This window comes from Methylobacterium oxalidis, assembly GCF_007992195.1.
In the GTDB taxonomy this organism is placed as follows: Bacteria; Pseudomonadota; Alphaproteobacteria; order Rhizobiales; family Beijerinckiaceae; genus Methylobacterium; species Methylobacterium oxalidis.
The window spans coordinates 49,493-70,050 of record NZ_BJZU01000065.1; the positions used below are offsets into that span (position 1 = coordinate 49,493).

22 protein-coding genes are annotated in these 20,558 nt (G+C 68.6%); 8 read left to right on the plus strand and 14 right to left on the minus strand.

Going from position 1 to position 20,558, the window contains the following annotated elements:
• Positions 1–391: 391 nt before the first annotated feature.
• Positions 392–850: a hypothetical protein gene (locus tag MOX02_RS16320; protein ID WP_147026853.1), complete on the plus strand. Its 459-nt coding sequence runs from the start codon at positions 392–394 to the stop codon at positions 848–850.
• Between the two features lie 26 nt (positions 851–876).
• On the opposite strand, the gene MOX02_RS16325 is transcribed toward MOX02_RS16320, so the two are convergent.
• Together MOX02_RS16325 and MOX02_RS16330 are read right to left on the minus strand one after the other, a co-directional pair.
• A complete protein-coding gene (locus MOX02_RS16325) occupies positions 877–1,119 on the minus strand; it encodes a hypothetical protein (protein ID WP_147026854.1) in 243 nt (80 codons plus the stop codon).
• Positions 1,120–1,265: 146 nt separating this feature from the next.
• Positions 1,266–1,688: a hypothetical protein gene (locus MOX02_RS16330; RefSeq protein ID WP_147026855.1), complete on the minus strand. Its 423-nt coding sequence runs from the start codon at positions 1,686–1,688 to the stop codon at positions 1,266–1,268.
• A gap of 100 nt (positions 1,689–1,788) precedes the next feature.
• On the opposite strand from MOX02_RS16330, the gene MOX02_RS16335 reads away from it, so the two are divergent.
• On the plus strand, positions 1,789–2,106 hold the full coding sequence (locus MOX02_RS16335) for a hypothetical protein (RefSeq protein ID WP_147026856.1): 318 nt from the start codon (positions 1,789–1,791) through the stop codon (positions 2,104–2,106).
• 257 nt (positions 2,107–2,363) lie between these two features.
• Complete coding sequence (locus MOX02_RS16340) at positions 2,364–2,663, plus strand: hypothetical protein (protein ID WP_373866755.1); 300 nt, start codon at positions 2,364–2,366, stop codon at positions 2,661–2,663.
• 56 nt (positions 2,664–2,719) lie between these two features.
• On the opposite strand, the gene MOX02_RS16345 is transcribed toward MOX02_RS16340, so the two are convergent.
• Positions 2,720–3,553 (minus strand): L,D-transpeptidase, encoded by an 834-nt coding sequence (locus MOX02_RS16345; protein ID WP_147026857.1) that lies wholly within the window; start codon positions 3,551–3,553, stop codon positions 2,720–2,722.
• A 205-nt stretch (positions 3,554–3,758) separates the two neighbouring features.
• On the opposite strand from MOX02_RS16345, the gene MOX02_RS31295 reads away from it, so the two are divergent.
• Positions 3,759–3,902: a hypothetical protein gene (locus MOX02_RS31295; protein ID WP_170267893.1), complete on the plus strand. Its 144-nt coding sequence runs from the start codon at positions 3,759–3,761 to the stop codon at positions 3,900–3,902.
• A gap of 57 nt (positions 3,903–3,959) precedes the next feature.
• Here the strand turns inward: MOX02_RS31295 and MOX02_RS16350 are convergent, their stop codons facing one another.
• The 4 genes from MOX02_RS16350 to MOX02_RS32960 form a co-directional block, all read right to left on the minus strand.
• Positions 3,960–4,487 (minus strand): M10 family metallopeptidase C-terminal domain-containing protein, encoded by a 528-nt coding sequence (locus MOX02_RS16350; RefSeq protein WP_170267894.1) that lies wholly within the window; start codon positions 4,485–4,487, stop codon positions 3,960–3,962.
• Positions 4,484–4,576: a hypothetical protein gene (locus tag MOX02_RS32955; protein ID WP_373866756.1), complete on the minus strand. Its 93-nt coding sequence runs from the start codon at positions 4,574–4,576 to the stop codon at positions 4,484–4,486. The genes MOX02_RS16350 and MOX02_RS32955 overlap by 4 nt, the downstream gene beginning before the upstream one ends.
• On the minus strand, positions 4,573–5,124 hold the full coding sequence (locus tag MOX02_RS16355) for a CAP domain-containing protein (protein WP_147026859.1): 552 nt from the start codon (positions 5,122–5,124) through the stop codon (positions 4,573–4,575). The genes MOX02_RS32955 and MOX02_RS16355 overlap by 4 nt, the downstream gene beginning before the upstream one ends.
• 184 nt (positions 5,125–5,308) lie before the next feature.
• Positions 5,309–6,121, minus strand: a complete 813-nt coding sequence (locus MOX02_RS32960) for a lytic transglycosylase domain-containing protein (RefSeq protein WP_147026860.1) — start codon at positions 6,119–6,121, stop codon at positions 5,309–5,311.
• A gap of 334 nt (positions 6,122–6,455) precedes the next feature.
• Here MOX02_RS32960 and MOX02_RS16365 point away from each other — a divergent pair, with 334 nt between their 5' ends.
• Together MOX02_RS16365 and MOX02_RS16370 are read left to right on the plus strand one after the other, a co-directional pair.
• Positions 6,456–6,893: a hypothetical protein gene (locus MOX02_RS16365; protein ID WP_147026861.1), complete on the plus strand. Its 438-nt coding sequence runs from the start codon at positions 6,456–6,458 to the stop codon at positions 6,891–6,893.
• 189 nt (positions 6,894–7,082) lie between these two features.
• Entirely contained in the window at positions 7,083–7,577 is a 495-nt protein-coding gene (locus tag MOX02_RS16370) for a DUF992 domain-containing protein (protein ID WP_147026862.1), read from the plus strand.
• A gap of 73 nt (positions 7,578–7,650) precedes the next feature.
• Here MOX02_RS16370 and MOX02_RS16375 read toward each other — a convergent pair whose 3' ends face one another.
• Both MOX02_RS16375 and MOX02_RS16380 read right to left on the minus strand, forming a co-directional pair.
• Positions 7,651–8,319: a DUF4142 domain-containing protein gene (locus MOX02_RS16375; protein ID WP_147026863.1), complete on the minus strand. Its 669-nt coding sequence runs from the start codon at positions 8,317–8,319 to the stop codon at positions 7,651–7,653.
• A 148-nt stretch (positions 8,320–8,467) separates the two neighbouring features.
• Positions 8,468–11,782 carry a DEAD/DEAH box helicase gene (locus tag MOX02_RS16380; protein ID WP_147026864.1) on the minus strand — a complete coding sequence of 1,105 codons (3,315 nt, stop codon included), beginning with the start codon at positions 11,780–11,782 and terminating at the stop codon, positions 8,468–8,470.
• Positions 11,783–12,003: 221 nt separating this feature from the next.
• On the opposite strand from MOX02_RS16380, the gene MOX02_RS16385 reads away from it, so the two are divergent.
• On the plus strand, positions 12,004–12,456 hold the full coding sequence (locus tag MOX02_RS16385; protein ID WP_238178712.1) for a YqaA family protein: 453 nt from the start codon (positions 12,004–12,006) through the stop codon (positions 12,454–12,456).
• 320 nt (positions 12,457–12,776) lie between these two features.
• Here MOX02_RS16385 and MOX02_RS16390 read toward each other — a convergent pair whose 3' ends face one another.
• Entirely contained in the window at positions 12,777–13,154 is a 378-nt protein-coding gene (locus tag MOX02_RS16390; protein ID WP_147026865.1) for a hypothetical protein, read from the minus strand.
• Positions 13,155–13,594: 440 nt separating this feature from the next.
• Here MOX02_RS16390 and MOX02_RS16395 point away from each other — a divergent pair, with 440 nt between their 5' ends.
• The gene (locus tag MOX02_RS16395) at positions 13,595–14,734 is read left to right on the plus strand and encodes an HPP family protein (RefSeq protein ID WP_174804937.1); all 1,140 of its coding nucleotides are present in this window, start codon (positions 13,595–13,597) and stop codon (positions 14,732–14,734) included.
• A 46-nt stretch (positions 14,735–14,780) separates the two neighbouring features.
• Here MOX02_RS16395 and MOX02_RS16400 read toward each other — a convergent pair whose 3' ends face one another.
• The 4 genes from MOX02_RS16400 to MOX02_RS16415 all read right to left on the minus strand — a co-directional run bounded on the left by MOX02_RS16400 (position 14,781) and on the right by MOX02_RS16415 (position 20,173).
• Entirely contained in the window at positions 14,781–15,347 is a 567-nt protein-coding gene (locus MOX02_RS16400) for a DUF1003 domain-containing protein (RefSeq protein ID WP_147026866.1), read from the minus strand.
• Positions 15,348–15,480: 133 nt separating this feature from the next.
• Positions 15,481–16,377, minus strand: coding sequence for an NAD(P)H-hydrate dehydratase (locus MOX02_RS16405; protein ID WP_147026867.1), 897 nt, complete (start codon positions 16,375–16,377; stop codon positions 15,481–15,483).
• 497 nt (positions 16,378–16,874) lie between these two features.
• Positions 16,875–18,284 (minus strand): endo alpha-1,4 polygalactosaminidase, encoded by a 1,410-nt coding sequence (locus tag MOX02_RS16410; protein WP_147026868.1) that lies wholly within the window; start codon positions 18,282–18,284, stop codon positions 16,875–16,877.
• 860 nt (positions 18,285–19,144) lie between these two features.
• Complete coding sequence (locus tag MOX02_RS16415) at positions 19,145–20,173, minus strand: ABC transporter substrate-binding protein (RefSeq protein WP_238178713.1); 1,029 nt, start codon at positions 20,171–20,173, stop codon at positions 19,145–19,147.
• Between the last annotated feature and the right edge of the window lie 385 nt (positions 20,174–20,558).

A 20,558-nucleotide genomic window follows, 5' to 3' on the forward strand; every position in this document is an offset into this window, starting at 1 on the left:
CTTCCGGTTACGCTGCTCGGCCGCCGGCTCGGCGCGGAAGACCCTGACGGGGCCGCGTTATCCCCGGTCCATCACGACCGCAGCAACCCTTTGGTCACCTTTCCGTCCTGTGATCCAGCGATCACACGACGGGATGCCCTCCATGAGCACCACGGTCTTCGATCCGGTCAGCGGCCAGATCGTCATCATTCCGAGACCGAAGCCGCGACCGCGGCTGGGACGACTGGTGTCGCCGGCGTGACCGTGCGCGAGCGTACGGCATGCGGAACGTGGAAGCTTGGCCTTCGGTTGTCATGACATGAGAGTGAGCTTCGCCATACTGGGCGTATCGGCGATATCCGCGCTGCTGATGACTGCGGGATTTCGCACGTCTTCACCGATTAGTGCCGCGATGGCCCCAGCCGCCTCGGTGGAGGCCACGAGGCAGTCCAGCGCGGCGGACGGGCGGGGAGCACCCTCCCAAGCATGGATCGACCCACCGCGGCGCCTCGTCCGTGCGCGCGGCGAGGAAACGGGCGCCGCGGCGGAGGGACCACGCGGTCCGGAGCCGGCCACGACGGGCACCCTGACTCACGTCGCGGCCGCCGTGGTGCCGGGCATCGAGGGAACCGCGCACGCGCCGCTTCCCGCGCTGAAGCGCGAGCGCACGGCCGCCCCGGCCGTGAAGCGGCCCTCCTCGGCCCAGAGCCTTCGAAAGGCCCAGGCCCGGAAGGCAGCTCCACCGGCGGAGAGCCCCCCTCGACCTGCCGAGCAGCAGGCGGCGGCTCCGCGCCCCGTCGCGCTCGCCGGACCGCTCGGGGATATCCTGCGCGGCCTCGGCTTCGTCGAAGGCCAGAAGCCCGCCCCCTGACGCGCCCGCGTCCCAGGTCTCACGGTTCAGAAGGGCCAGGCGGGCTCCTCTGCCTCGCCGGTCAACCTCTCGCCCGGGGCGATAAGCTCGACGATCTGATCGAGCGGTTGCAGCACGCGTATGGTCCGGCCCGCCGCCGTGATGAAGGTCTCGTTGCGGAGCGGGTCGGTGTCGCTCAGCGCCTGCACGCTCGTGACCCGCAGGAGGTGCCGGCAGCCGTCCCCGTCCTGCACCTGCAGGTAGCTTCCTAGCCGTCGAACCGCATCCATCACCGCTTCTCGTCGTGCCGAGGTACCCAGTCGGGACCGGCCCGCAGCACGATCCGCTCGGTCCGACCTTGTGTTCTGGTTTTGTTCTAGCACAGGTCGGGCCGGGAGCGAACGCCGCCTCGCTTTCCGGGCACCTCCCCTTCAGGTCAGCGTCCGCTCCTCGGGCGGAAGGACCGGAACAGGCGCAGGACCTTGTGGCCCGCGCTCAGAACCTCCGAACGCTCGTCGGCATCGGTCTCGGGGGCTGGCACCGACCCGGCGTCCGGATCCGTCGGCAACGACCCGCTCGCCCGCTCGCGATGAATGCGCATCAGCACGTCGAGGGCGAGGCGCGGGATCGGATGGGCGTTCTCGTCGAGGATCAGCACGCCGTCGGCAAGGGAGCGCACCGTTTCCTCCGACACCGGCCGGCGCGACATCATCTCGGCCATGGCCTGCTCGGCAAGCCGCGTCGTCAGTTCGGCAACCGTCTCGAGTTGCTCCGGCCGCGGTTTGAAACCCTTGCTCATGGAGAGAACGCCTCCTGGCGCGTACGCCGCCATCGATCTGCTCAAGGTGTTGAGAGCCATCTCGTTTTCTTTCCGAGTAATGGCTCAGCTCTGTCCTATGCGCCGCGCTTCATTGACGGAGCCGTAAGCCGCGGCAACAAACCCCGCCGCATCGAGAACGGTGGAGGCCCGGGGGTTGTCAACGGCGAATCCGACCTACGACTTTGAAACGATCAAGAGCTTCCTTGGTCCCGGTGACCGCGTGCTGTTTTACAAGCCTCATCGCTCCTTCGGCTTCACGATCGACAGCGACGAGAACGCGGCCGCCGTGCACGATCTGCTCGCACGCGATCTCGGGCTCGATCAGGCCGACATCGAGGAGATGTTCTGCAACGGCGACGGATCACAGATCATCGCGCGGATAGCGCCATCCGCCACCGTCCGGTCGACCACGAAGTTCGGCAACGCCTTCGTCTCGAATCTGACGCCGGAGGATTGACGGGACGATGGCCACAGCCTCGCCACGTAATGCTCCCGTCAGACGGCGCGTGAGCGCCGCCGATAGTCTTCAATTCCTTTCTCAATCGATGTCCGATCTTCGGCGCATCTCGGCTATCCGTTGAGGCCGGGGTTACCACACTCGCGAAGAGCGTCCGCATCTTAAGACGATCTTGCTCAGGTTCAGGCTCGGTTCAGGCTGCAGACCCTCACATGGCAGGCGCTGTCTCAAGGGGCTTGCGGATCTCACACAAGGGGATGATCGTGAAGAAACTCGCTCTCTCGGCCGCTGCCGCGGCCTTCGCAGGCTCGCTCCTCGTCGCACCCTCCGCCGAGGCGCGCCCAGGCTATCGCGGCGGCTACCACGGCGGCTACGCCTACCGCGGCCACCGGCACTACGGCTACCGGCGCGGGCCGGGTGTCGGCGGTGCGCTGGCGGCCGGCGCCGCCCTCGGCATCATCGGCGGCGCGATCGCCGCCTCGCAAGCTCCGCGCTACTACGCACCGGCTCCGGCCTACGGCTACTACGGCCCCGGCCCGTACTATTACGGCTACTGAGGCCGCCGCGCGGCGCGGCCGCTCGAAGCCCTGAGCGAGCCGCCTCGGCGGCTCGCCTAGCAGGCGCTGCAGATCGGCTTGGCAACCTGCGCGCCCCTGCTGAGGAGTTGCCCCATCAGCCCCTCCCGATCCACCGCCGGGGGCGGCGCCTGCGCCGCCGCGGAGGTTCCCGCCTCAGCGGTTGCAGGTGCGCTCGCCGCGATGCCAGCATTCGTGGCCTGGGTGAGCCTGGCGGCCGGCGCTGCGGCCGGGATCGGGGCCGAGGCGATCGTATCGGATCGCCACCGCGCCCGCGCCGCCGCGGATTGCTGAAGCACCGCGAGCGGATTGACGCCGGGACCGGCTGAGCCCCCGCCGGCCATCGGGCCGTCGTCGCCATCCACCACAACCTGCGTCTTCGCCAGTCCCTCCGCGCGAACCAGCGCGAACAGGAGGCCGGCATTGCGCGGCGCCAGCCGAACGCAGCCGTGCGAGGCCGGCCGGCCGAGCAGGCGGCTCTGCTGAGTGCCGTGGATCGCGTGGCCTTCTCCGGTGAAGAAAATGGCGAAGGGCATCGGGGCGTTGTCCCACTCCCGCGAGAAGTGATGCCGGCTGAGCCGCGAGGGCTGGAACGTGCCGCTCGGCGTGTCGTAGCCGGACGCTCCGGTCGAGACCGGCCAGTCGTGGCGCTGCTGGCCGTCGACTGTCACCGACATGCGCTGGCTCGCCTTGTCGATCCGGATCAGCACGTCGGCCGAGGCACCCGGGATGATCGCGGCCGCGAGAAGGAACCCGGCGAGCGCGAGTCCAGGCCGACCGCGCCGGCGCGCCCTCGTCGGGCGAGCGACGCCGAGGCGACAGCACTCAGCGTCCGAACGGTCGAGCCCCCGGTGTTCCCGCACCTGTTCCATACACGCGCTCCGACTGCCAACGAGGTCATGCAGGTTGTCCGATCTCGGCAGCACTGGAAAGGGGGTCGCGGCGGTGCGAGCGGCCTAGCAGGATCGCGCGGTCGCGGGCGCCGCCGCGCACTTTGCTTGGCCCGCGTGAAACTTTCGGCCCGCGAGACTCGTATCGATTGCGTCGGGACACCGGAGACAGAGTTCGGAGGAGCGCGTGGATCATCGTTCGCGATGCGGCTCGGAGATGACGCCCGGCGCAGGGTCGCTCCGGCCGCCCCTGGCCGACCGGGTGTTCGTGGCCGTGTGCACGATGGGCGTGCTGACCTTCGAGGTCGCCTTCTGGCTCGCTCTCAGCTGAGGGCCGGACGGGCATTCGAGATCGGCCCCCGGGGTCGAGCCCGGGGGCCGATCTCGTTCACGGGACGAAGTCCGCGCTGACGAAGGTGTGGGCGCCGACCGCCTTGATGGCGAAGTCCGCGGAGCCGTCGCCGTTCACATCCCCGGCGAGGTAGGTGTTGCCGCCCGCCTGATACGCCTTCGGCTCGCCCGCGGCCTTGTGGAAGCCCTGCGTGCCGATGAAGGCGAAGCCCTGGTCGCCGCTGGCACGGGTGTTCGCGTCGATGGCGGCGAGGTTGATCCGGTCGGCACCGTGGACGAAATCACCGACCGTGTCGCCGTTGGCCTCGGACACGGTGTCGAACACGAAGGTGTCGCGGCCGGCGCCGCCGTACAGGAGATCCCGGCCGGCATTGCCGTTGATCAGGTCGTTCCCGCCCTCGCCCCGCAGGGTGTTGGCGCCTGCGTTTCCCGAGAGGGTGTTGTCGAGGCCGTTGCCCGTCCCGTTCAGGTTGCTGCTGCCGGTCAGGATCAGGCGCTCCACGTCCTGGCCGCTGAGCGCATAGGTCACCGAGCTGACGACCGTGTCGGTGCCCTGCCCGGTCACCTCGTGGGCTTTGTCGCCGGTCTGGTTGCGTAGTAGGTGTCGTTGCCGGCGCCGCCGTGCAGGGCGTCGTTGCCGGATGTCCCGTTCAGGACGTCGTTTCCGCTGGTGCCGGAGACGGTCGATCCGGCTGCGAGGGCGCGGTCGCGGGCGGCGTCGCGGTCCCGACATCGTCCCCCTCTGCGCGCTCCGCGGCATTCGGCGTGCCGAAGTTCTGCGTGACGAACACGACCTTGTAGCCGTTGATCGTCCCCTCCTTCAGGCCGGTGCCGATCTCCTCGAATGAGCCGTTGACGATGTTCGCGCAGTGGCCGGGCGAGTTCATCAGGTTCGCGTGCAGCTGGCGCACCGTCGTCTCTGTCATCTCACCGCTCACGTAGGCGATGTTCTCACCCCAGCCCTGTGCTCCGTAACCCGCTGTCGCCATGCGGGCGCCGGAATTGGAGCCGTTCACGCCGGTGTGGGAGAAGGTATCCGTCTGATCCATCCAGGCGCTGTGAGCATCGGACGAATTAAGAAATTCTCCGTCGAATGTGGGTGCCCGAGCCCTGCCTTTGCACGAGCCTCGTCGACGAGCTGCAGAAAGAGGGTTTCGAGGCCGGTTGGAGTAGCCACTATCGCCATTTCTCCTTGATAACATTCTGAGTCTGGCATAACTTGCTTATGCATGTATTTTTGAATTCTCCGGAACGCAGGGCCCCGCTTGGTGCGGGAATGTGTTGAGAATGTAATTCCGAGCGCCGCAGCGACGCGCATGGGCGCATTCAGCACGGGTCGCTGGCTTTGCGATTCGGTATTCGGGAACGCGCCTCGGATTCGGGCGCCTACCGGAGGGAGATGCCGGCCAACGGATCGGCCGAGGCGAGCACGTCCTCGCCCTGGCGCCACTCGTCCGCGGCCCGGCCGGTGACCTGCGCGACGTAGGCTCGGGTCTCCCGCGGCAGGGAGGAGCGCCCGGCAAGCCAGTCGCGGACGCGCTGGGCCCCCGCATTGTAGGCGGCCGCCGCGAGGCCGAGATTGCCGAACCGGATCCGATGCTCGCGCAGGAGCTCGGCCGATTTTGGGATGGCCTCGTAGGGATTGAACGGATCGGCGAGGCCACGCTCGCTCGCCGTCGCGGGCATGAACTGGGCGACGCCCTGCGCGCCCGCGCGGCTGACCGCCTGATGGTTGAGGCCGCTCTCCTGGCGGAGAAGGCGCATCAGGAACTCGACCGGCAGCCCGTTGACCACGGCCGCGTCCGCGATGAACGCCACCATGCGCTGCCGGTCACCGAAGAAAGCCGCGGTCCAGGCGTCCTCGACGGTCTGGAAAGGCGTCGCCTCGAGCTGCGGGCCGGAACCGTCGGAAGGGTGGCGTCGAGCGTAGGCGTGCGCGGGTCCCGTCACCATCGTCAGCGATACGAGGCTCGGCAACGACCGGGCGGGCTCCGGCTCCGGAAAGGCGAGCCGGGTTGCCGGCCGGAAGGGCCTGAGCGCGGCCCGATCTGTCAGCCCGCTCGGCATGAGAATGAAGACGCCTGCCAGGGCCGAGGCTGCCGCGCCGCCGAGGAGCGCGCGCCGAACCGTCCGGACCCGGACGCGCCGCGCCATGCCCGCCCGGTACTCTCCCTCGCACGTCTGCCGCAGGGCGCGCATGTCCGGCTCGATCCCCTGCCGAAGGCGCGCGGACCGGCGCCCCTGCGGGCCGCCGAACGGCGCTGTCCTCGGATCCTGCGACGCTTGCATGCGCCAAGGGGCGGCTCAAGTCCGACCGTGCGACAGACCAAGAAAGGTAGCTTGAGTACCGAGACCTCACGGATCTCGACGTGGAACCGTCGTTTCCTGTCGCGGACGAGCAACCTGCCGAAATGCGCGAGAATTCGAACCTTGCGACGCCGCCCGTAAGCAACCCTTAATCCTAACGCGGCACTCTCGCGGCCTGGATCGGAAGGCCTTCTGCCTTCCGAGTACGAGGCTGCGGAGTATCTCGATGCGGCGCTTACCCGCCCTCCCCCACTGGGTACAGGCGGCTCTCCTCGGCCCGAAGCCGAGGCCGGTCGTCCTGCTGGCGGCCTGTCTCGGCGTCGCGGCCATCGCGGGCTGGGGTGCCTTTGCCGGCAAGGCGTGGGGTCAGCGCGACCTCGCGGAGCAGGTCGACCTGCTTCAAGGCGACCGCGCGCGGCTGATGGCCGGCCTCAAGCAGATCGAGCAGACCAATGCCGAGCTCGTGCGCGACGCGCAGGAGAAGCTCGCCGCCGTCCGCGAGGAGCTCAACCTGACCACCGCGGCGCGCGACTTCGCCAAGGGTCAGCTCGCGAGCGCCCAGCGCGAGGTCGCCGCTCTCCGCAAGCGCCTCGACCAGTCCCGCGATCGCGTGGCCGAGACGGGCAGCATCAAGCCTGCCGAGGCGAAGAAGCCGGCGCGCTGAGAGCCCGAAGGGGACGGCACACGCCGTTCCGCCGGCAGGCCGCAGCGACACCCTGTTGCGAGGGTCGCGCCGCGCCCCTCCGCCACGCAACACGGGACGGAATACGCGCGCAACGCGAGCCCGGCATGGTTAACGCAACGCTTCGATCCGAGGCGAGCGAACCACGCCCAGACAAGGGGGGCTCTCACCATGCGCACGCGCACCATCGCCTTCACCGCCGCTCTTCTCGCCGCCGGGGCCGCCTATGCCCGCGGCAATCTCGGCGAGGTGCCGACCCAGCAGGCTGCCGGCACGCTCACCTGCACGACGAAGCCCGAAGCCAGCCTGATCTTCGGCCGGACGCCCGTCGCCGACTGCACCTTCGTAGCGGATCGCGGCGGCTTCCGGCAGAGCTACGTCGCGATGTTCACGCGGATCGGCCGGTCCGAGAGCATCGAGCGGGCCCAGACGGTTCGGTGGCGCGTGCTGACGCGGGACGGCTTCGCGCGGCCGGGCATGCTGGTCGGGCTGTTCACGGCGCCGGGCGACGGCTCGCAGGGCAGCGGCGCGCGCGCCCTGCCCGAGCTCGCCGGGCGGACGGCGAGCCTGCGGCTTCTGAGCCATTCGGGCCAGAGTGCGGCGAACTTCGCCCTCGTCCATCCGCGTATCGACTTCGCCGCCGCCCAGGCCGGAATGATGCGCTGAGACCCGGACCGGCGGGGCCGGGACCGGGAGCACAGCGCGATGCTCCCGACCCGACGCGCGGTCCGGCTCGACCTCAGCCCTGCTGCCGACCCATCATCCCCTGCATCCGCGAGAGCTGAGAGATGTGGAGGTTGATGAGGGGCAGCGCGCCGCGTGCGATCCGGCGCAGGCCCGGGTCCTCGCCGCTCTGGGCGTAGGAGCCGTGGATCGCCAGAGCCTCGCGGTGTCCCTGAAGCGACGCGTTCACGAACATCGCGTCGTGTTGCGGCCCCGGCTGCATGCCGGAGAGTTGGCCGAGGATCTGGGCCTTCTGCTCGTCGGACGTCATGCCGCCGGGCGGCGGGGCGCCGACCGCACCGCCGACCGCCCCGACCGCCGCACCGGCAACGCCGCCGGCCACCGCGAGCGGCGCCCCGACCAGGCCGCCGACGAGGCCACCGGGACCGGGCGGCCCGCCCGCCGCGACCGGAGCCGGGCCGCCGGTGTAGCCGTCGATCTTGTTGGCGAGCGTCACCTGCTCGACCACCTCCGCGCGGGTAAACTGCTTGAGGCGCGGGTTGCCGGTCTTCGCATTGGCGTCCCGCGCGGTGTTCTCCAGGAAGAGGCCACCCTTCGTCGCCATGTTGAGGTAGACGGGCGTCGGGATGGCGCCGGCCGGCGTGGTCTGGGCGATGGCCGTGCGCGTGACCGCCAGCGCGGCGGTCGCGGTCAGCATGCCGTAGAGGAATTCACGACGATGCATACGTGGGCTCCGGAGTGAGAGATATGCACTCAGGGTTGTAAAACGGAGCCTGAGCGCTCCTGCCGGAACCGGGCCCACTCGGCATATGTTCCTGCTGCGACGAACGATCCCGGCTCCACCGTCGCCGTCCTGCACATCGTGCCTGCAATCAGAGGTCGTATTCCGGTCTCGCGTTGCGCAACGCCTTCAGAAACGTCGCCGCCAGCCGGGCGCGCTGAGCGGGGTCCGGCAGATCCTGCTGCAGGATCAATCGGCGGTCGCGTCGCTCGATCTCGCGTCCGTTCAGCTTCAGCCTGTCGATGCGTCCGGGGCGAAAATCGGCGGCGAGCCCGCGCGCTCCGCCCTGCAGACGCTCGATCCCGATCTCCGCGCAGGTCACGCGCAGGTCGGCGAGGGTGATCAGCTCGGCGACAGGCTCCGGCAAGGGACCGAAACGGTCCTCGATCTCGTCCCGGAGCGCCTCGGCCTCGCCACCGGTCCGCAGGCGCGCGACCCGCGCGTAGAGGTCGAAGCGCAGTTCCGGTTCGGGCACGTAGCTCTCCGGCACGTGGCCCGCGAGTCCCAGGGCAATCTCCGGCCGGCCCTCCTCGACAGGCTCGCCGCGCGCGGACCGCAGAGCCTGCTGGAGCAGGTGCTGGTACAGGCCGAGCCCGATCAGCCGGACGTGCCCGGCCTGATCCTCGCCGACGAGGTCGCCCGCGCCGCGCAGGTCGAGGTCGCGCGCGCTGATCGCGAACCCGGCCCCGAGCCGGTCGAGCGCTTCCAGCGTGCGCAGGCGCTTCTCGGCCGCCGCCGTCATGGGCTTGTCCGGATCGGCCAAAAGGTATGTCACGCCCCGGCGCTGGCCGCGGCCGACCCGGCCGCGCAGCTGGTGGAGCTGGCTGAGGCCGAACCGCTCCGGGCGCCAGACCAGCATGGTGTTGGCGCGCGGCACGTCGAGGCCGCTCTCGATGATGTTGGTCGCCAGGAGCACGTCGCCCTCGCCGTCCGCGAAGGCGACCAGGGTCGCGTCCATCTCGGCCGGGTCGAGGTCGCCGTGCGCCACGAGGATCCGCAGCTCGGGGGCGATGTCCCGCAGCCGACCGTCCATCGGCGCGATGTCGGCGATGCGGGGGCAGACGACGAAGCTCTGGCCGCCGCGGCGGTGCTCGCGCAGCAGGGCGGCCCGCACCGTGTCCGGCGCCAGGGGCGCTATGAGGGTGCGGGTCGGCTGGCGAACGACGGGCGGCGTGGCGATCACGCTGAGGTCCTGGAGGCCGACGAGCGCCGTCTGCAGGGTGCGGGGGATCGGCGTGGCGGTGAGCGTCAGCACGTGCGTCCGCTGCCCGAGATCGCGGAGCCGGGCCTTCTGCTTCGCCCCGAAGCGCTGCTCCTCGTCGATGACCACGAGGCCGAGATCGTCGAAGCGGACGCCGCGGGCCGCCAGCGCGTGCGTGCCGACGACGAGGCGGATGGACCCGTCGGCGAGGCCCGCCTTCACGCGCCGGGCTTCCGCGGCCGGGACGAGCCGCGACAGCTGCGCCACCGTGATGCCGAAGCGGGCGAACCGGCGCTGGAAGGTCTGCACGTGCTGGCGAACCAGCACGGTGGTCGGCGCCGCGACGACGACCTGCCTCCCGGCGAACAGGGCGGCGGCCGCGGCCCGCAGTGCCACCTCGGTCTTGCCGAAGCCGACATCGCCGCAGACCAGCCGGTCCATCGGACGGCCGGACGCGAGATCGGCGAGCACGGCGTCGATGGCACCTGCCTGATCGGGCGTCAGCGCGAAGCCGAAGCCGGCGGCGAAGCGCTCCATGTCGCGCGCGGGCGGGACCAGAACCTCTGCTCGCGCCCGCTGCCGCGTCTCGGCAAGCTCCAGCATCACCGTGGCGGTCCGGGCGACGGCCTCCGCGACGCCTGCCCGGCGCCTTTCCCAGCTCCCACCCTCCAGACGATCGAGGCTCACGGCGTCCGCCTCCGAGCCGTAGCGCCAGATCCGTTCGGCTCGGCTGGCCGGCGCCATCAGAACCGCGCCGTCGGCGAAGCGGAGGCGCACGGCATCCTCCGTCTGTCCCTCGGGGCCGGCCACGGGCTCCAAGCCCTCAAAGACGCACAGGCCGTGATCCTCGTGGATGGCGACGTCGCCGAGACGCAGTTCGACCTCGCCGATCGGCAGCGCCGTGGCGGCGGCGCTCGCGCCGGTGCTCGCCTGAGGCCCCAGGAGGTCGGCCGCGGCGATGACGGTGGCCTGCGCCTCCGGCAGGCGGAAGCCGGCCTCGAGCGGCGCTTCCAGGGCGAGAACTTGGCCGGGCTCAGCCCTCAGGAAGGCGGCCCAGGACCCGGCTCGCTGCAGCTTGTGACCCAGTGCCGAGACCGCCTCCCGGGCCATCCGGCGGAGGGTGCGCCTCGGGCTCGCCAGCAGGATCCGATCGCCGGCCTCCCGGCGCTCGCGCAGGTAGCGCGCGAAGGCCGTCCCCGGCCGCCGCTCGCGGGCGAAGACCGGCACGGCCGCACCCTCCCGCTCCTCGGCGGCGAGGACCTCCCGGTCGGCCAGAAGGGAGGACCATTCCTGCGGCGTCTGGTAGAGCCGCTCCCCCTGGTTCCGCGCCGCGTCCGCGTGCCCCTCCGCGAGCCGCGCGGCACTCTCCCGCCCCTCTCTGATCTGCTCGAAGAAGGCCTCGGCGCGCGCCTCGGCCTCGGCCTCCATGACCACGCGCGCGCCGGGAACGTAGTCGAAGAGCGTCCTAAGATCGGGGTAGTAGCGGGGAAGTTCGTGCTCCTGGCCGGTAAAGGGCCTGAGCGTCTCGTCCGCGCCCGGCGCCAGGATGATCTCGGTGGCCGGATCGACGACGAGCACCTCGGCGTCGGTCAGGGAGCGCTGCGAGACCGGATCGTAGGAGCGGATCGCGGTGACGCGCACATCGTCGCGCTCGATCCGGCAAGGCTTCGGAGCGGCAGCGGGAAACAGGTCGATGACCCGCCCGCGGATCGCGACCTCGCCCGGCTCGTCGACCCGGTCGTCGAGGACGTAGCCAAGGCGCTGCAGATCCGCGATGGCCGCGTCGGGATCGAGCGCGTCGCCCACCCGGATCTCCAGACGGGCCGTGGCCCAGGTCTCGGGCGGCGGCACGCGCTGGATCAGGGCCGGCGCGGTGGTGAGCACGAAGTCCGGCAGGTTCGCCGGGTCCGTGAGCCAGCGCAGCACGCCCGTGCGCGCGCCCATGGCGCCGCGGGACGGAGAGGCGCGGTCGTAGGGCAGGCAATCCCATTCGGGGTAGATCGCCACGCTGCATCCGGGGGCGAGCGCCCGCAGGGCCTCGGCGAGATCGTCCAGGCGGCGCAGGTCGCGCGCCACGTGGATCAGCGGCTTGTCGGGTCCCACCCGTTCGAGGAGCGCGACGGCGAGGGCTCCGAGAGGAGAGAGCGGCAGAGCCTGATCGAGTTGGGGGACTGGCGCACGTTTCCGACCTCTGCTCGTGGGCATCGCGACTCCGCTGCGGGGCAAGCTTTCCGCCGGAGTGAACCCACGATCCGGCTCCGCAGGTCCGAGGCCGTACCTGGCTCGAAGGTCGTGGCGCGCTCGCGCGAGACCGAGCGCCGTGCGCTTCGCACTGCGGATGGGCACCGGTCAGGGCGCGCAGCTGGACGCAGGTGCGCGGTATGATGCCGCCGTGATCGCGTCGCCGCTCCGAGGAGGCAGACCGGGTGGATGCTTACCAAGCCTATCTCGGGCTGTTCGTCACCTCGCTCATCGCGGGCACTTTCCTGCCGTTCCTGCCGGGATCGTCCGAGATGGCGATGGCCGGCCTCATGGCCGCGCGAGCCGGCTTTCCGCCCGCGCTGCTCGCCGTTGCCGTCGGTGCGAACGTCCTGGGCGCCACGGTGAACTACCTCGTCGGCCGCAACGTCGCCGGCTTGGCGGACCGCAGGTGGTTTCCTCTACCCCGCAGGACCCTGGACCGGGCTTCGGCCTGGTTCGACCGGTACGGCGTCTGGGCACTCGCCCTGTGCTGGCTGCCCACTTTCGGGGATGCCATCACGGTGATCGCCGGCCTGCTCCGGGCCGACTTCCGCCTGTTCCTGCCCCTCGTCTGCGCCGGGAAGCTGTTCGGCCACGGAGCGGTCGCCCTCGGCCTGACCTGGATCATCGAGCGGTGAGATCGCGCGAGCCAAAAAGGAGTATACCCGAACGAAGCTATTTATTCCCGATTCCGAGGCTGCTTTGATGTGCTCTCACTCAGGAGGCGGCCATGGCTGCTGTTCGAGCACTGCGCCAACAAATAGATACCGATACAGCCGCTCTGGGCTTCGTATACACGGTGATCGCGCTCGATACCGCCGTCGTGATCTGCGGGCTCCTCTGGCCCTGAGAATGGGGCGAGCGTCAGCCTCGCGACCGCGGGAGATCTGGCACAGGTTCGTGCCCAGGCTTGCCGTCGCCGCTCACCGGCGCACATGAGTCGTCCTGCGGACCGGCTTCAGGAGTGCGCATCGGAGGTTCTGAGATCGGACCTGCAGCTGATCGCGTCGAGGATGATCCCCGCTCCGGCCAGTGCGCACATCGCGAGACCGGCCGCCGCGAGCATGTCGACCTCGGTCAGCGCGTAGTCCACGACGCCTCGGCCATATGCCGGGTTCGCCGCGTACGCATAGCAGCCGGAATTGCCGCTGATCCCTTGGTAGAAGGCACAGGCCGTTCCGGAGTAATGCCCCTCCCTGAGGAACAGGATCAGCTGAGCCACGGCGACGGCGGCACCGTAGCAGCCAACGACGAGGAGGGTATGCCAGCACACCGAGTGCAGGATGGATACGATCGGGTCCGCTCGACCTGCCTCTCGGCGACGCTGCGCTGCCATTGCCCTCACATCCCGGCTGCATCGTCAGCACCTGCAACTCAGAAGCCCTGAGCGCCGGCGCGGATGCCTGAAGATGCTCCGAGGGAAGCAGAGAGCGTGCCACAGCGCAGGCAAGGTCCGGCTGAGCCTGCGAAATCCGTACGTAGAAGCCTTCCGCGCAGGCCCCTCTGTCGACGATACTCGGGGCCGCGAGGCGCCCGCCGTTTAGGCATACTGCATACCAGAGTTGCAGACCCGGACGTGGAGGCATATAAGGTTCATGTGAGATGTACCTTTGCGGAAGGCCGATCCGCAGCGGGCTTCCGAACCTCGGTGCGCGGGTAGCCTCCTCCAAAGCTTCCCCGCACGCGATGTCCGCAGCGCCGCCGTCGCGGCCCGCGAGTTGGAGCGCCTCACGCTTCAGGTCGACAGTTTCCTTCAGCGGAGAAGCGAGCTCTCGTATGCCGGCATCCACCGCCCCGTCAGGCCGAACCGGACGCGTTCCCGGCTTTCGCCTGTTCCGGCCGATCCTCGCGGGTGCGACCCTGCGCGAGCGCCTCATCGCCTGCCTGGGAGCCTTGGTCGGCATCACGCTGACGGGGCTGATCTGCGGCTGGTTCTTCGGCGAAGGACCGCACATCCCGCTCATCGTCGCGCCCATGGGCGCATCCGCGGTGCTTCTCTTCGCCGTGCCGGCAAGCCCGCTCGCCCAGCCGTGGCCGGTCATCGGCGGCAACACGATCTCGGCCTTCGTGGGCGTCTTCGCGGCTCATCTCATTCCGGATCCCGTGGTCGCGATCGGCGTCGGCGTCTCGCTCGCGATTGCGGCGATGTCGGTCACGCGCTCGCTCCACCCGCCCGGAGGCGCGGCGGCTCTGACGGCGCTCATCGGCGGACCGGCCGTCACGTCGGCGGGCTACTGGTTCCCGCTGTTCCCGGTCTGCCTCAACTCGGTGATCCTGGTCGCGCTCGGCATCGCGTTCCACAAGATCTCCCGCCGCAACTATCCGCACGTGCCCGCCGCGGCGCCGGTGAACACGCACGGGACGAGCGACCTTCCGGCGCCGATCCGCGTCGGGTTCAAGCCAGAGGATGTCGACGCCGCGCTGGTCATGCTCAACGAGACGCTGGACATCGACCGCTCGGACCTCGACCGGCTCCTGCAGCAGGTCGAACTGAATGCGCTTGCCCGGGCGCACGGCGATCTCACCTGCGGCGAGGTGATGTCGCGGGACGTGGTGACGATCGGCCTCGACGGCGGCACCGAGCGAGCCCGGGACCTGCTGCTCGCGCACAACATCCGGACGCTGCCGGTGGTCGATGCGAGCGGCCGGCTGGCGGGCACCGTCGGCCTGCGGGAACTCGCGCTGCGGGACGTGGGCGGCCTCGCGGAGGCGATGTCGGAGGCCAGAACCGCCTCACTCGATGAGCCGGCGTCCAGCCTGGTCCCGACGCTCACGGACGGACGGACCCACGCCATCGTCGTCACCGCCCCCGACCGGACGGTCCTCGGCGTGATCACGCAGACCGACCTTCTGGCGACTCTCGCTCGGTCCGCCTCGGCGAAGGCGTTCGATCCGCGCACGGACGCGGCGGCCTGACGCTTCGCGCCGGGTTTCGCCTCCCGGCCGGTGACAGCCGGATGCCTCAGGTGCGGCCGCTCCGCTCGATCTCGTCGAGCACGGCGTCTGGCGCGACATCCCGCCGAAGCTCGCCGACTTCGTCGTCCGCCTCCGTCTCGATGCCGAGATGGTCCGTGATCGCCGAGACCAGGGTGACCAGCTTGGTCACCTCGTGCTCGGCCAGGAGGCTGATCTGCAGGTCGAGGTCGGCCCGCTTGTCGGCCGCCCCTGCCATGCGGTTCTGGCTGATCAGCACGAAGGTCGAGAGGAAGATCGCCTCGACCGAGGCCGAGGTGCCGAGGATCACGAAGGACGCGTCCCACTTCGGCAGCAGCGGCAGCAGGCCGGCGTTCACGAGGATCCAGAACCCGAACAGCACGACGTGCAGGTAGACGAAGGCCATGCTGCCGGTGAAGCGCGTGATCGCCTCGGCGACGCGCTCCTGACGGGAGGCCTTCCGCTCTTCCTGGCTGCGGCGCTCCTGGAGCGCCCGGATGTTGCGCGCGAGCGCCGGCGCCAATCCACTCGGCTGAGGCGGCGGGAACGTGGCTGCCGACGCCCGGCGCCGATTCCGTTCAGTCTGGATGGCCATCGGGAACGACTCGTCAGGGCCTTTTCCGCCTCAACCCTGCGAGAGCCGGTGCTGATCCCGCCTCAGGAGCGGCCGAACCATCGACGGCTGTCGCGCTCCCATCTCGCGCCCTCGAGGGTCGGTCCCGCTCCGCTCACGACGTCGGCTCCGACGCCACCTCGCGGAGGATGGCGGGCACCTCGTCCGCGATCTCGCGGGCGAGGAAACCGAGTGGCCCGACCCTGCAGGAGAGCCGCCGCCCGGCCTCGCCGTGCAGGCAGACCGCCCAGAGCGCCGCCGCCAGCGCGCCGGTTCGGCGTGCCAGCAGGCCCGCGAGGATGCCGGACAGCGCATCGCCCGAGCCGGACGTCGCCAGCCCGACGCCGCCGCCGGCGTAGAGCCATCGCTCGCCGTCCGGATCGACGATCCAGCTTCTCGCGCCCTTCATGATCACGATGCAGCCGAGCAGGTCCGCTGCCCTGCGCGCCGCGGCGAGCGGATCCGCCTCGACCTCGTCCCTGCCGACGTTGAGGAGCTGCGCCATCTCGCCGGCATGCGGGGTGATGACGGCACGCCCTCCGCAGGACCGGACGGTCTCCGCATGAGCACCGAGCCCAGAGATGGCTCCCGCATCGAGGACGAAGGTCGTCGGCGGCTCACCCGGCAGCAGGGAAAGAGTCAGGGCGGACGTCCCGTCGCCGGCGCTCAGGCCCGGTCCGATCAGGATCGCGTCGCACCGTTGCGCGAGCGCCGTGACGCGGCCGCCCGCGCGCACTGGATCGATACCGCCGTCCTCCGCCTCGGCAAGCCCGACGACCCGTGCTTCGGGCAAAGCGAGCCCCAGGGGCATGGCCGCCCTGCCGACGGTCGCGATCCGAATCCGTCCGGCACCGGCTCGGAGGGCCGCATTCCCCGCCAACAGGGCTGCCCCGGGAACCTCGACCGAGCCGCCGAGCACGAGGACGGTACCGCGCTCCTCCTTGCTGCCCTTTTCGGGCATCGGAAGCGGCAGGTTCCGAAGGCTCTCGAGGGTGAGGGCATTCTCCGTCATCGGGCAGCCGCGATCGCACGCGGCACAGCCGCCACCGAAAGCGAGACCTGCGTGACGGTCGCGATACACATGTAGCGCTCCCGATGCAGCCCGTCGAAACGATGCCCTGCCGCGTCGGCGCCGAGGGCGTCCCATGCGTCGGCTCGATGTCCGGAGACCGAACCAGCACGCTCGTCATCATGAACGCCTAAGGCCCGGCATCGTCTGCTTGGCTGCATCTCGAGATTCCTCGCGCAACGGGAGCAGTAACGTTCATGGCAGATCTGGGTTCGCCGCCGAGCGGCGCCGATCCCGTCCCATGATCGTTCGAGGCGCCAGATGCGCTGCCGGGAGCGCGCCGGCACCGTGCAGGAGGGCGACGGCGCCGACCGCACCGCCCGCTACGGGGTCGAGCAGTCAATTCTGGTCCAAAACGCCGAAGCCGATGTCTCAGAGAATGAGAGATGAGCGCGGCATCGACGACGCAAGCGGCTTCGCCGGACCCGGTGCCTCAGCTCTCAGGAATGGAGCATGCCGCCGGTGGGGATGTGGACGGTGAAGGCGTGGCCCTCGTCGACCCAGCCCGGCCCGGCCGAACCCTGGTTGATGGCCGCCGCCTCGGCGGCGTTGGCCGTGTAGTGATGCAGGCCCGTCTGCGTGTTGTAGAAGCGCTCGAGCGTCACGCCGCCCGCCCCTGCCGCGGCCGCGCTGGCATAGGCCTCGAAGGCCACGCCCTCGTAGTGGTAGCTCGGCAGCGTCTTCAGGATGGTGTCGCGCTCGGCCGCGTCGGTGGTGAAGAAGTGCTGGCCGGTCTTGGTGTCGTAGAAGCGGAACACGTCGATGGTGTTCGGGCCGTCCTGGGGCGTTGCCCAGCCGACGCCCTCGTACTGGTAGCTCGGCAGCGTCTTGAGGATCTGCGCCTTCTCGGCCGTGCTCGTCGTGTAGAAGTGGCCACCCGTGCTCGCGTCGTAGAAGCGGTAGGACGCGCTCACCTCGCCGCCGTCCTTGCTGGAGGGCGCCGCCTGAGCATGAGGCTGCTCCGGCTCAGGCTCGGCCGGCGGCGCGATCAACGGAGCCGGCGCCGGCGCTGAAGGCTGTGTCGCGCCGAGGCCGTCGTCATGGATCACCTGTCCCGGGCGGACGCCCTCGGTGTCGACGCCATTCAGGTCGAGATCGGCCACGTAGCTGCTGAGACCGTACTTGTCGTTGAGGGCGTGAACGTCGGCGACCTTCTGCGCGCCCGTGACGTACTCGATGCTGATGACGTCCTTGCCGGCGTTGATCGCCTTCTGAAGGAGGCCCATGCTGTAGCTGGTCTCCGAGGCAGGCTGCTTCTGCCCGCTATCGGTGTAGAACAGATTCTCTTTGAACATCCCGTCGACCGTGTCGAGGTAGCCGGGATGGGTCAGAAGCTCCTCGGCATTGTTCACCCACACCTTGAAGCCTGGGTGTTTGACCTGAGCATAGTCGCGCAGGTACTTGATGAGATCGACCATCGCCTGCTCGGCGCCGGCAGCCCCTCCCGGCGCGTGGCTCTTGGCCCAAGACGTCTGATACTCGTCGACGACGTCGAAGTAGACGCCGTCGTAGCCGGCAGCCAGCATCCGGTCGATGTAGGCCGTGGCGACCGCCTTCCACTCGGGTGTCCAGAAGGCGACCTCGTAGTTGCCTTTCCACTGCGGATTCTCGGGCCCCAGGGCGGCGGACGGAATTGTCTTGAAATAATCCCGGTAGGTCTCGGCCTCGCCGATGCTGAAGTAGCCGAGCAGCAGCGCGTTGCCCGGCCCGCCGCCCATCTGCTTGACCTCAGCGGGCGTGAACGTCTGGCCGGCGTCATTGTAGATGTCGATGACCTTCACGTCGAACGGCGCCGCCGCGATCTGCGAGGGCGTAACACCCTGCAGGACATACATTCCCGTCTTTGGCATTTCTCATCCTTGTTCAGGGAGGCTCACGCGCAGGCGCGACAGAACTGAATTCCTGCGGAAGTTACGAAGATCCCGGCTTTGCGCCCGCAATGGAGATCGGAAGCCGTTCCTGAATGGCATGAAAGACTACGGCGCACTCAAAATACGCTCTACTGAATGCAGGCTGTATTAACGCGCATGTATGCAGTAGAATCAGTACAAGTAGCTATCTGCCTTATCCACTTCTAATACAAACCATGCCTTCGAAACATGCTCTCGTCGAGGCGATCAGTTGAAAGCGCGATGTATTAGGAAATGGCTCAACTTTCCATTCCCGATCGACTAGACTGCACCCTATTTGGAATGGCAACAGGTGCGACACTCATCAGTGAGGCCACAAAACGCCAGATGATGCGCAGCATTAGCTCAGGCATTTGTCCCCCGATGCACGATATTTCATTGCTCAGCTTACAGAAGTTAATTTTGGCGAAAAGGTGGCACGGCAACAATAAGCGACACTTCGTATAATCTTGTACATTACATTTGACCTCGAATATGATGGGCAGCGAGACGCCTTTTCGACATTTATTTCATCGGATTAGACGGAAATCTTCGGGACGCAGTTCAAGAAGGCCTCAGCTCCGTGCGTGTCGGCGAATTGGAAAGGTGGGACGACTTCGACCATCTGGCTGCCAGCCGAGTGTCAGGCTCGATCGACGACAAATCAGCGTTTCGAGCAGACTGCCGATAGCTTCTGAGTACCCCTGCGAGCAGCAGTGTTGGCTCGACGAGCGCCGCGCATTTGCGCGGCGTCCGACCAAGCTTCAGAGAGCGGAGCGACGCGAGAACCCTCGGCGTGATCCCGTCTCAGACTTCGCATTCTATTGTGGCGCCGCCTTTGCGTCGTACCGCCTCGTCCACTCGGCGATGATGCGCTCGCGGTTCTCAGCCATCCAGAGAAGGCTTACCTTGGCCATGCGCGTCTCAGCGTGGGACAGTGCGATGCTCGGAGGTATCTGCACGCGGGGGTGCGCGACGATGGAATAGCTCTGCGCGTAGATCCCGTTGGCTTCGGCAGTCGTCGCCCAGTCGGCGATGCGTCTCGCAAGCGCCGGCTGCGACGTACCCTTGATGATCCCGAAGGTTTCCAAATCCCAGCCGACGCGGTCGAGGGGCACGATCGTCTCGATGGGCGCGCCTCGGGCTCTCTCCGCAGCCGCCCGCATGTCGAGCCCTAAGCCAATCAAGTGCTCGCCACGTGCGACGTCGAGGCAGGGTGCAGATCCCGTGTGCAGGTAGACGGCGACATTCGCGTGCAGGGCATCCATGAACGCCCAGGCCGCCTCTTCTCCCATGCTCTGCAGCCAGCCCGCCACCAGCCCGTAGCCTGTGCCGGATGACCCCGGATGCGCCATCACGATACGACCCTTGAAGGTCGCGTCGGTCAGATCGCGCCACAGTGTGGGACTTGAGATGCGGTCTCGCCTCGCCTGCTCGATGTTCAAGCAGATGACCGGGAAGTACACGTCCATGCCCGTGAAGCTGTAGGGCTGGACCGGGTCGAGAAAGGAGGACCTGAGCTCCTCAGCACCCTCGGGCCTGTACGCTTCGAGCAGACCCGCCTTCTTGAGGACGAGCATGCTTGAGGCTGACAGCCCGACGATCATGTCGGCCTTCGGGTGATCTCGTTCCGCGATGACCCGATCGGTGATGATGCCCGTCGAGGCCCGAACCCACTCGATCTTCGCCTCTGGAAGGAGACGGGCCACAGCATCGGCTGTGGCGGCCACCTGCTCCTTCTGACTCGCGGTGTAAATTGTCAATTTTGGTTGGTCGGGCGACTGCGCCCAGCCGGCAAACATTGTGAAGACGAGAGCCCACGTGGCAAGCCGGAACGTCTGATTGATCACGGCCTGAGCAGCGGCTCTCGTCATAGCAGCCAGATTGAAGAATGGGCGCCTCGACATTTCAAGATGGCCGAGCGGAGGGTGTGGTCACGCTGGAACTCTCAAATGCGCGCTGAACGGCATGCTCTTCAGCGCGCAAAATGCCATGTCCATGACGGAAGAGGTGATCGGAACCCGCCCCGTGCTTCAGGAGGTTAACAATCGCGGCGCACGCGGCTGAGCAAAGCTGAAAGATCGCGAGCACGGCTGATACTGCGTTCTTCACCGGCCGCAGCCACACAGGCTTGTTGCGGTAACTTTCGCGGGAAAGGCGTGGCCATGTCCGAAATGAGAGACTCGGTGCTGCACGGACGGGATTTCCATAGCCGCATTCGTGCGGCAGATTAGG

Excerpts from the sequence above, each read along its gene's own strand:
- MOX02_RS16320 (WP_147026853.1), top strand. The coding sequence starts at position 392 with ATGGCCCCAGCCGCCTCGGTGGAGGCCACGAGGCAGTCCAGCGCGGCG.
- MOX02_RS16325 (WP_147026854.1), bottom strand. The coding sequence starts at position 1,119 with ATGGATGCGGTTCGACGGCTAGGAAGCTACCTGCAGGTGCAGGACGGG.
- MOX02_RS16330 (WP_147026855.1), bottom strand. The coding sequence starts at position 1,688 with ATGGCTCTCAACACCTTGAGCAGATCGATGGCGGCGTACGCGCCAGGA.
- MOX02_RS16340 (WP_373866755.1), top strand. The coding sequence starts at position 2,364 with ATGATCGTGAAGAAACTCGCTCTCTCGGCCGCTGCCGCGGCCTTCGCA.
- MOX02_RS16345 (WP_147026857.1), bottom strand. The coding sequence starts at position 3,553 with ATGGAACAGGTGCGGGAACACCGGGGGCTCGACCGTTCGGACGCTGAG.
- MOX02_RS16355 (WP_147026859.1), bottom strand. The coding sequence starts at position 5,124 with ATGTTATCAAGGAGAAATGGCGATAGTGGCTACTCCAACCGGCCTCGA.
- MOX02_RS32960 (WP_147026860.1), bottom strand. The coding sequence starts at position 6,121 with ATGCGCGCCCTGCGGCAGACGTGCGAGGGAGAGTACCGGGCGGGCATG.
- MOX02_RS16365 (WP_147026861.1), top strand. The coding sequence starts at position 6,456 with ATGCGGCGCTTACCCGCCCTCCCCCACTGGGTACAGGCGGCTCTCCTC.
- MOX02_RS16370 (WP_147026862.1), top strand. The coding sequence starts at position 7,083 with ATGCGCACGCGCACCATCGCCTTCACCGCCGCTCTTCTCGCCGCCGGG.
- MOX02_RS16375 (WP_147026863.1), bottom strand. The coding sequence starts at position 8,319 with ATGCATCGTCGTGAATTCCTCTACGGCATGCTGACCGCGACCGCCGCG.
- MOX02_RS16380 (WP_147026864.1), bottom strand. The coding sequence starts at position 11,782 with ATGCCCACGAGCAGAGGTCGGAAACGTGCGCCAGTCCCCCAACTCGAT.
- MOX02_RS16390 (WP_147026865.1), bottom strand. The coding sequence starts at position 13,154 with ATGGCAGCGCAGCGTCGCCGAGAGGCAGGTCGAGCGGACCCGATCGTA.
- MOX02_RS16395 (WP_174804937.1), top strand. The coding sequence starts at position 13,595 with ATGCCGGCATCCACCGCCCCGTCAGGCCGAACCGGACGCGTTCCCGGC.
- MOX02_RS16400 (WP_147026866.1), bottom strand. The coding sequence starts at position 15,347 with ATGGCCATCCAGACTGAACGGAATCGGCGCCGGGCGTCGGCAGCCACG.
- MOX02_RS16405 (WP_147026867.1), bottom strand. The coding sequence starts at position 16,377 with ATGACGGAGAATGCCCTCACCCTCGAGAGCCTTCGGAACCTGCCGCTT.
- MOX02_RS16410 (WP_147026868.1), bottom strand. The coding sequence starts at position 18,284 with ATGCCAAAGACGGGAATGTATGTCCTGCAGGGTGTTACGCCCTCGCAG.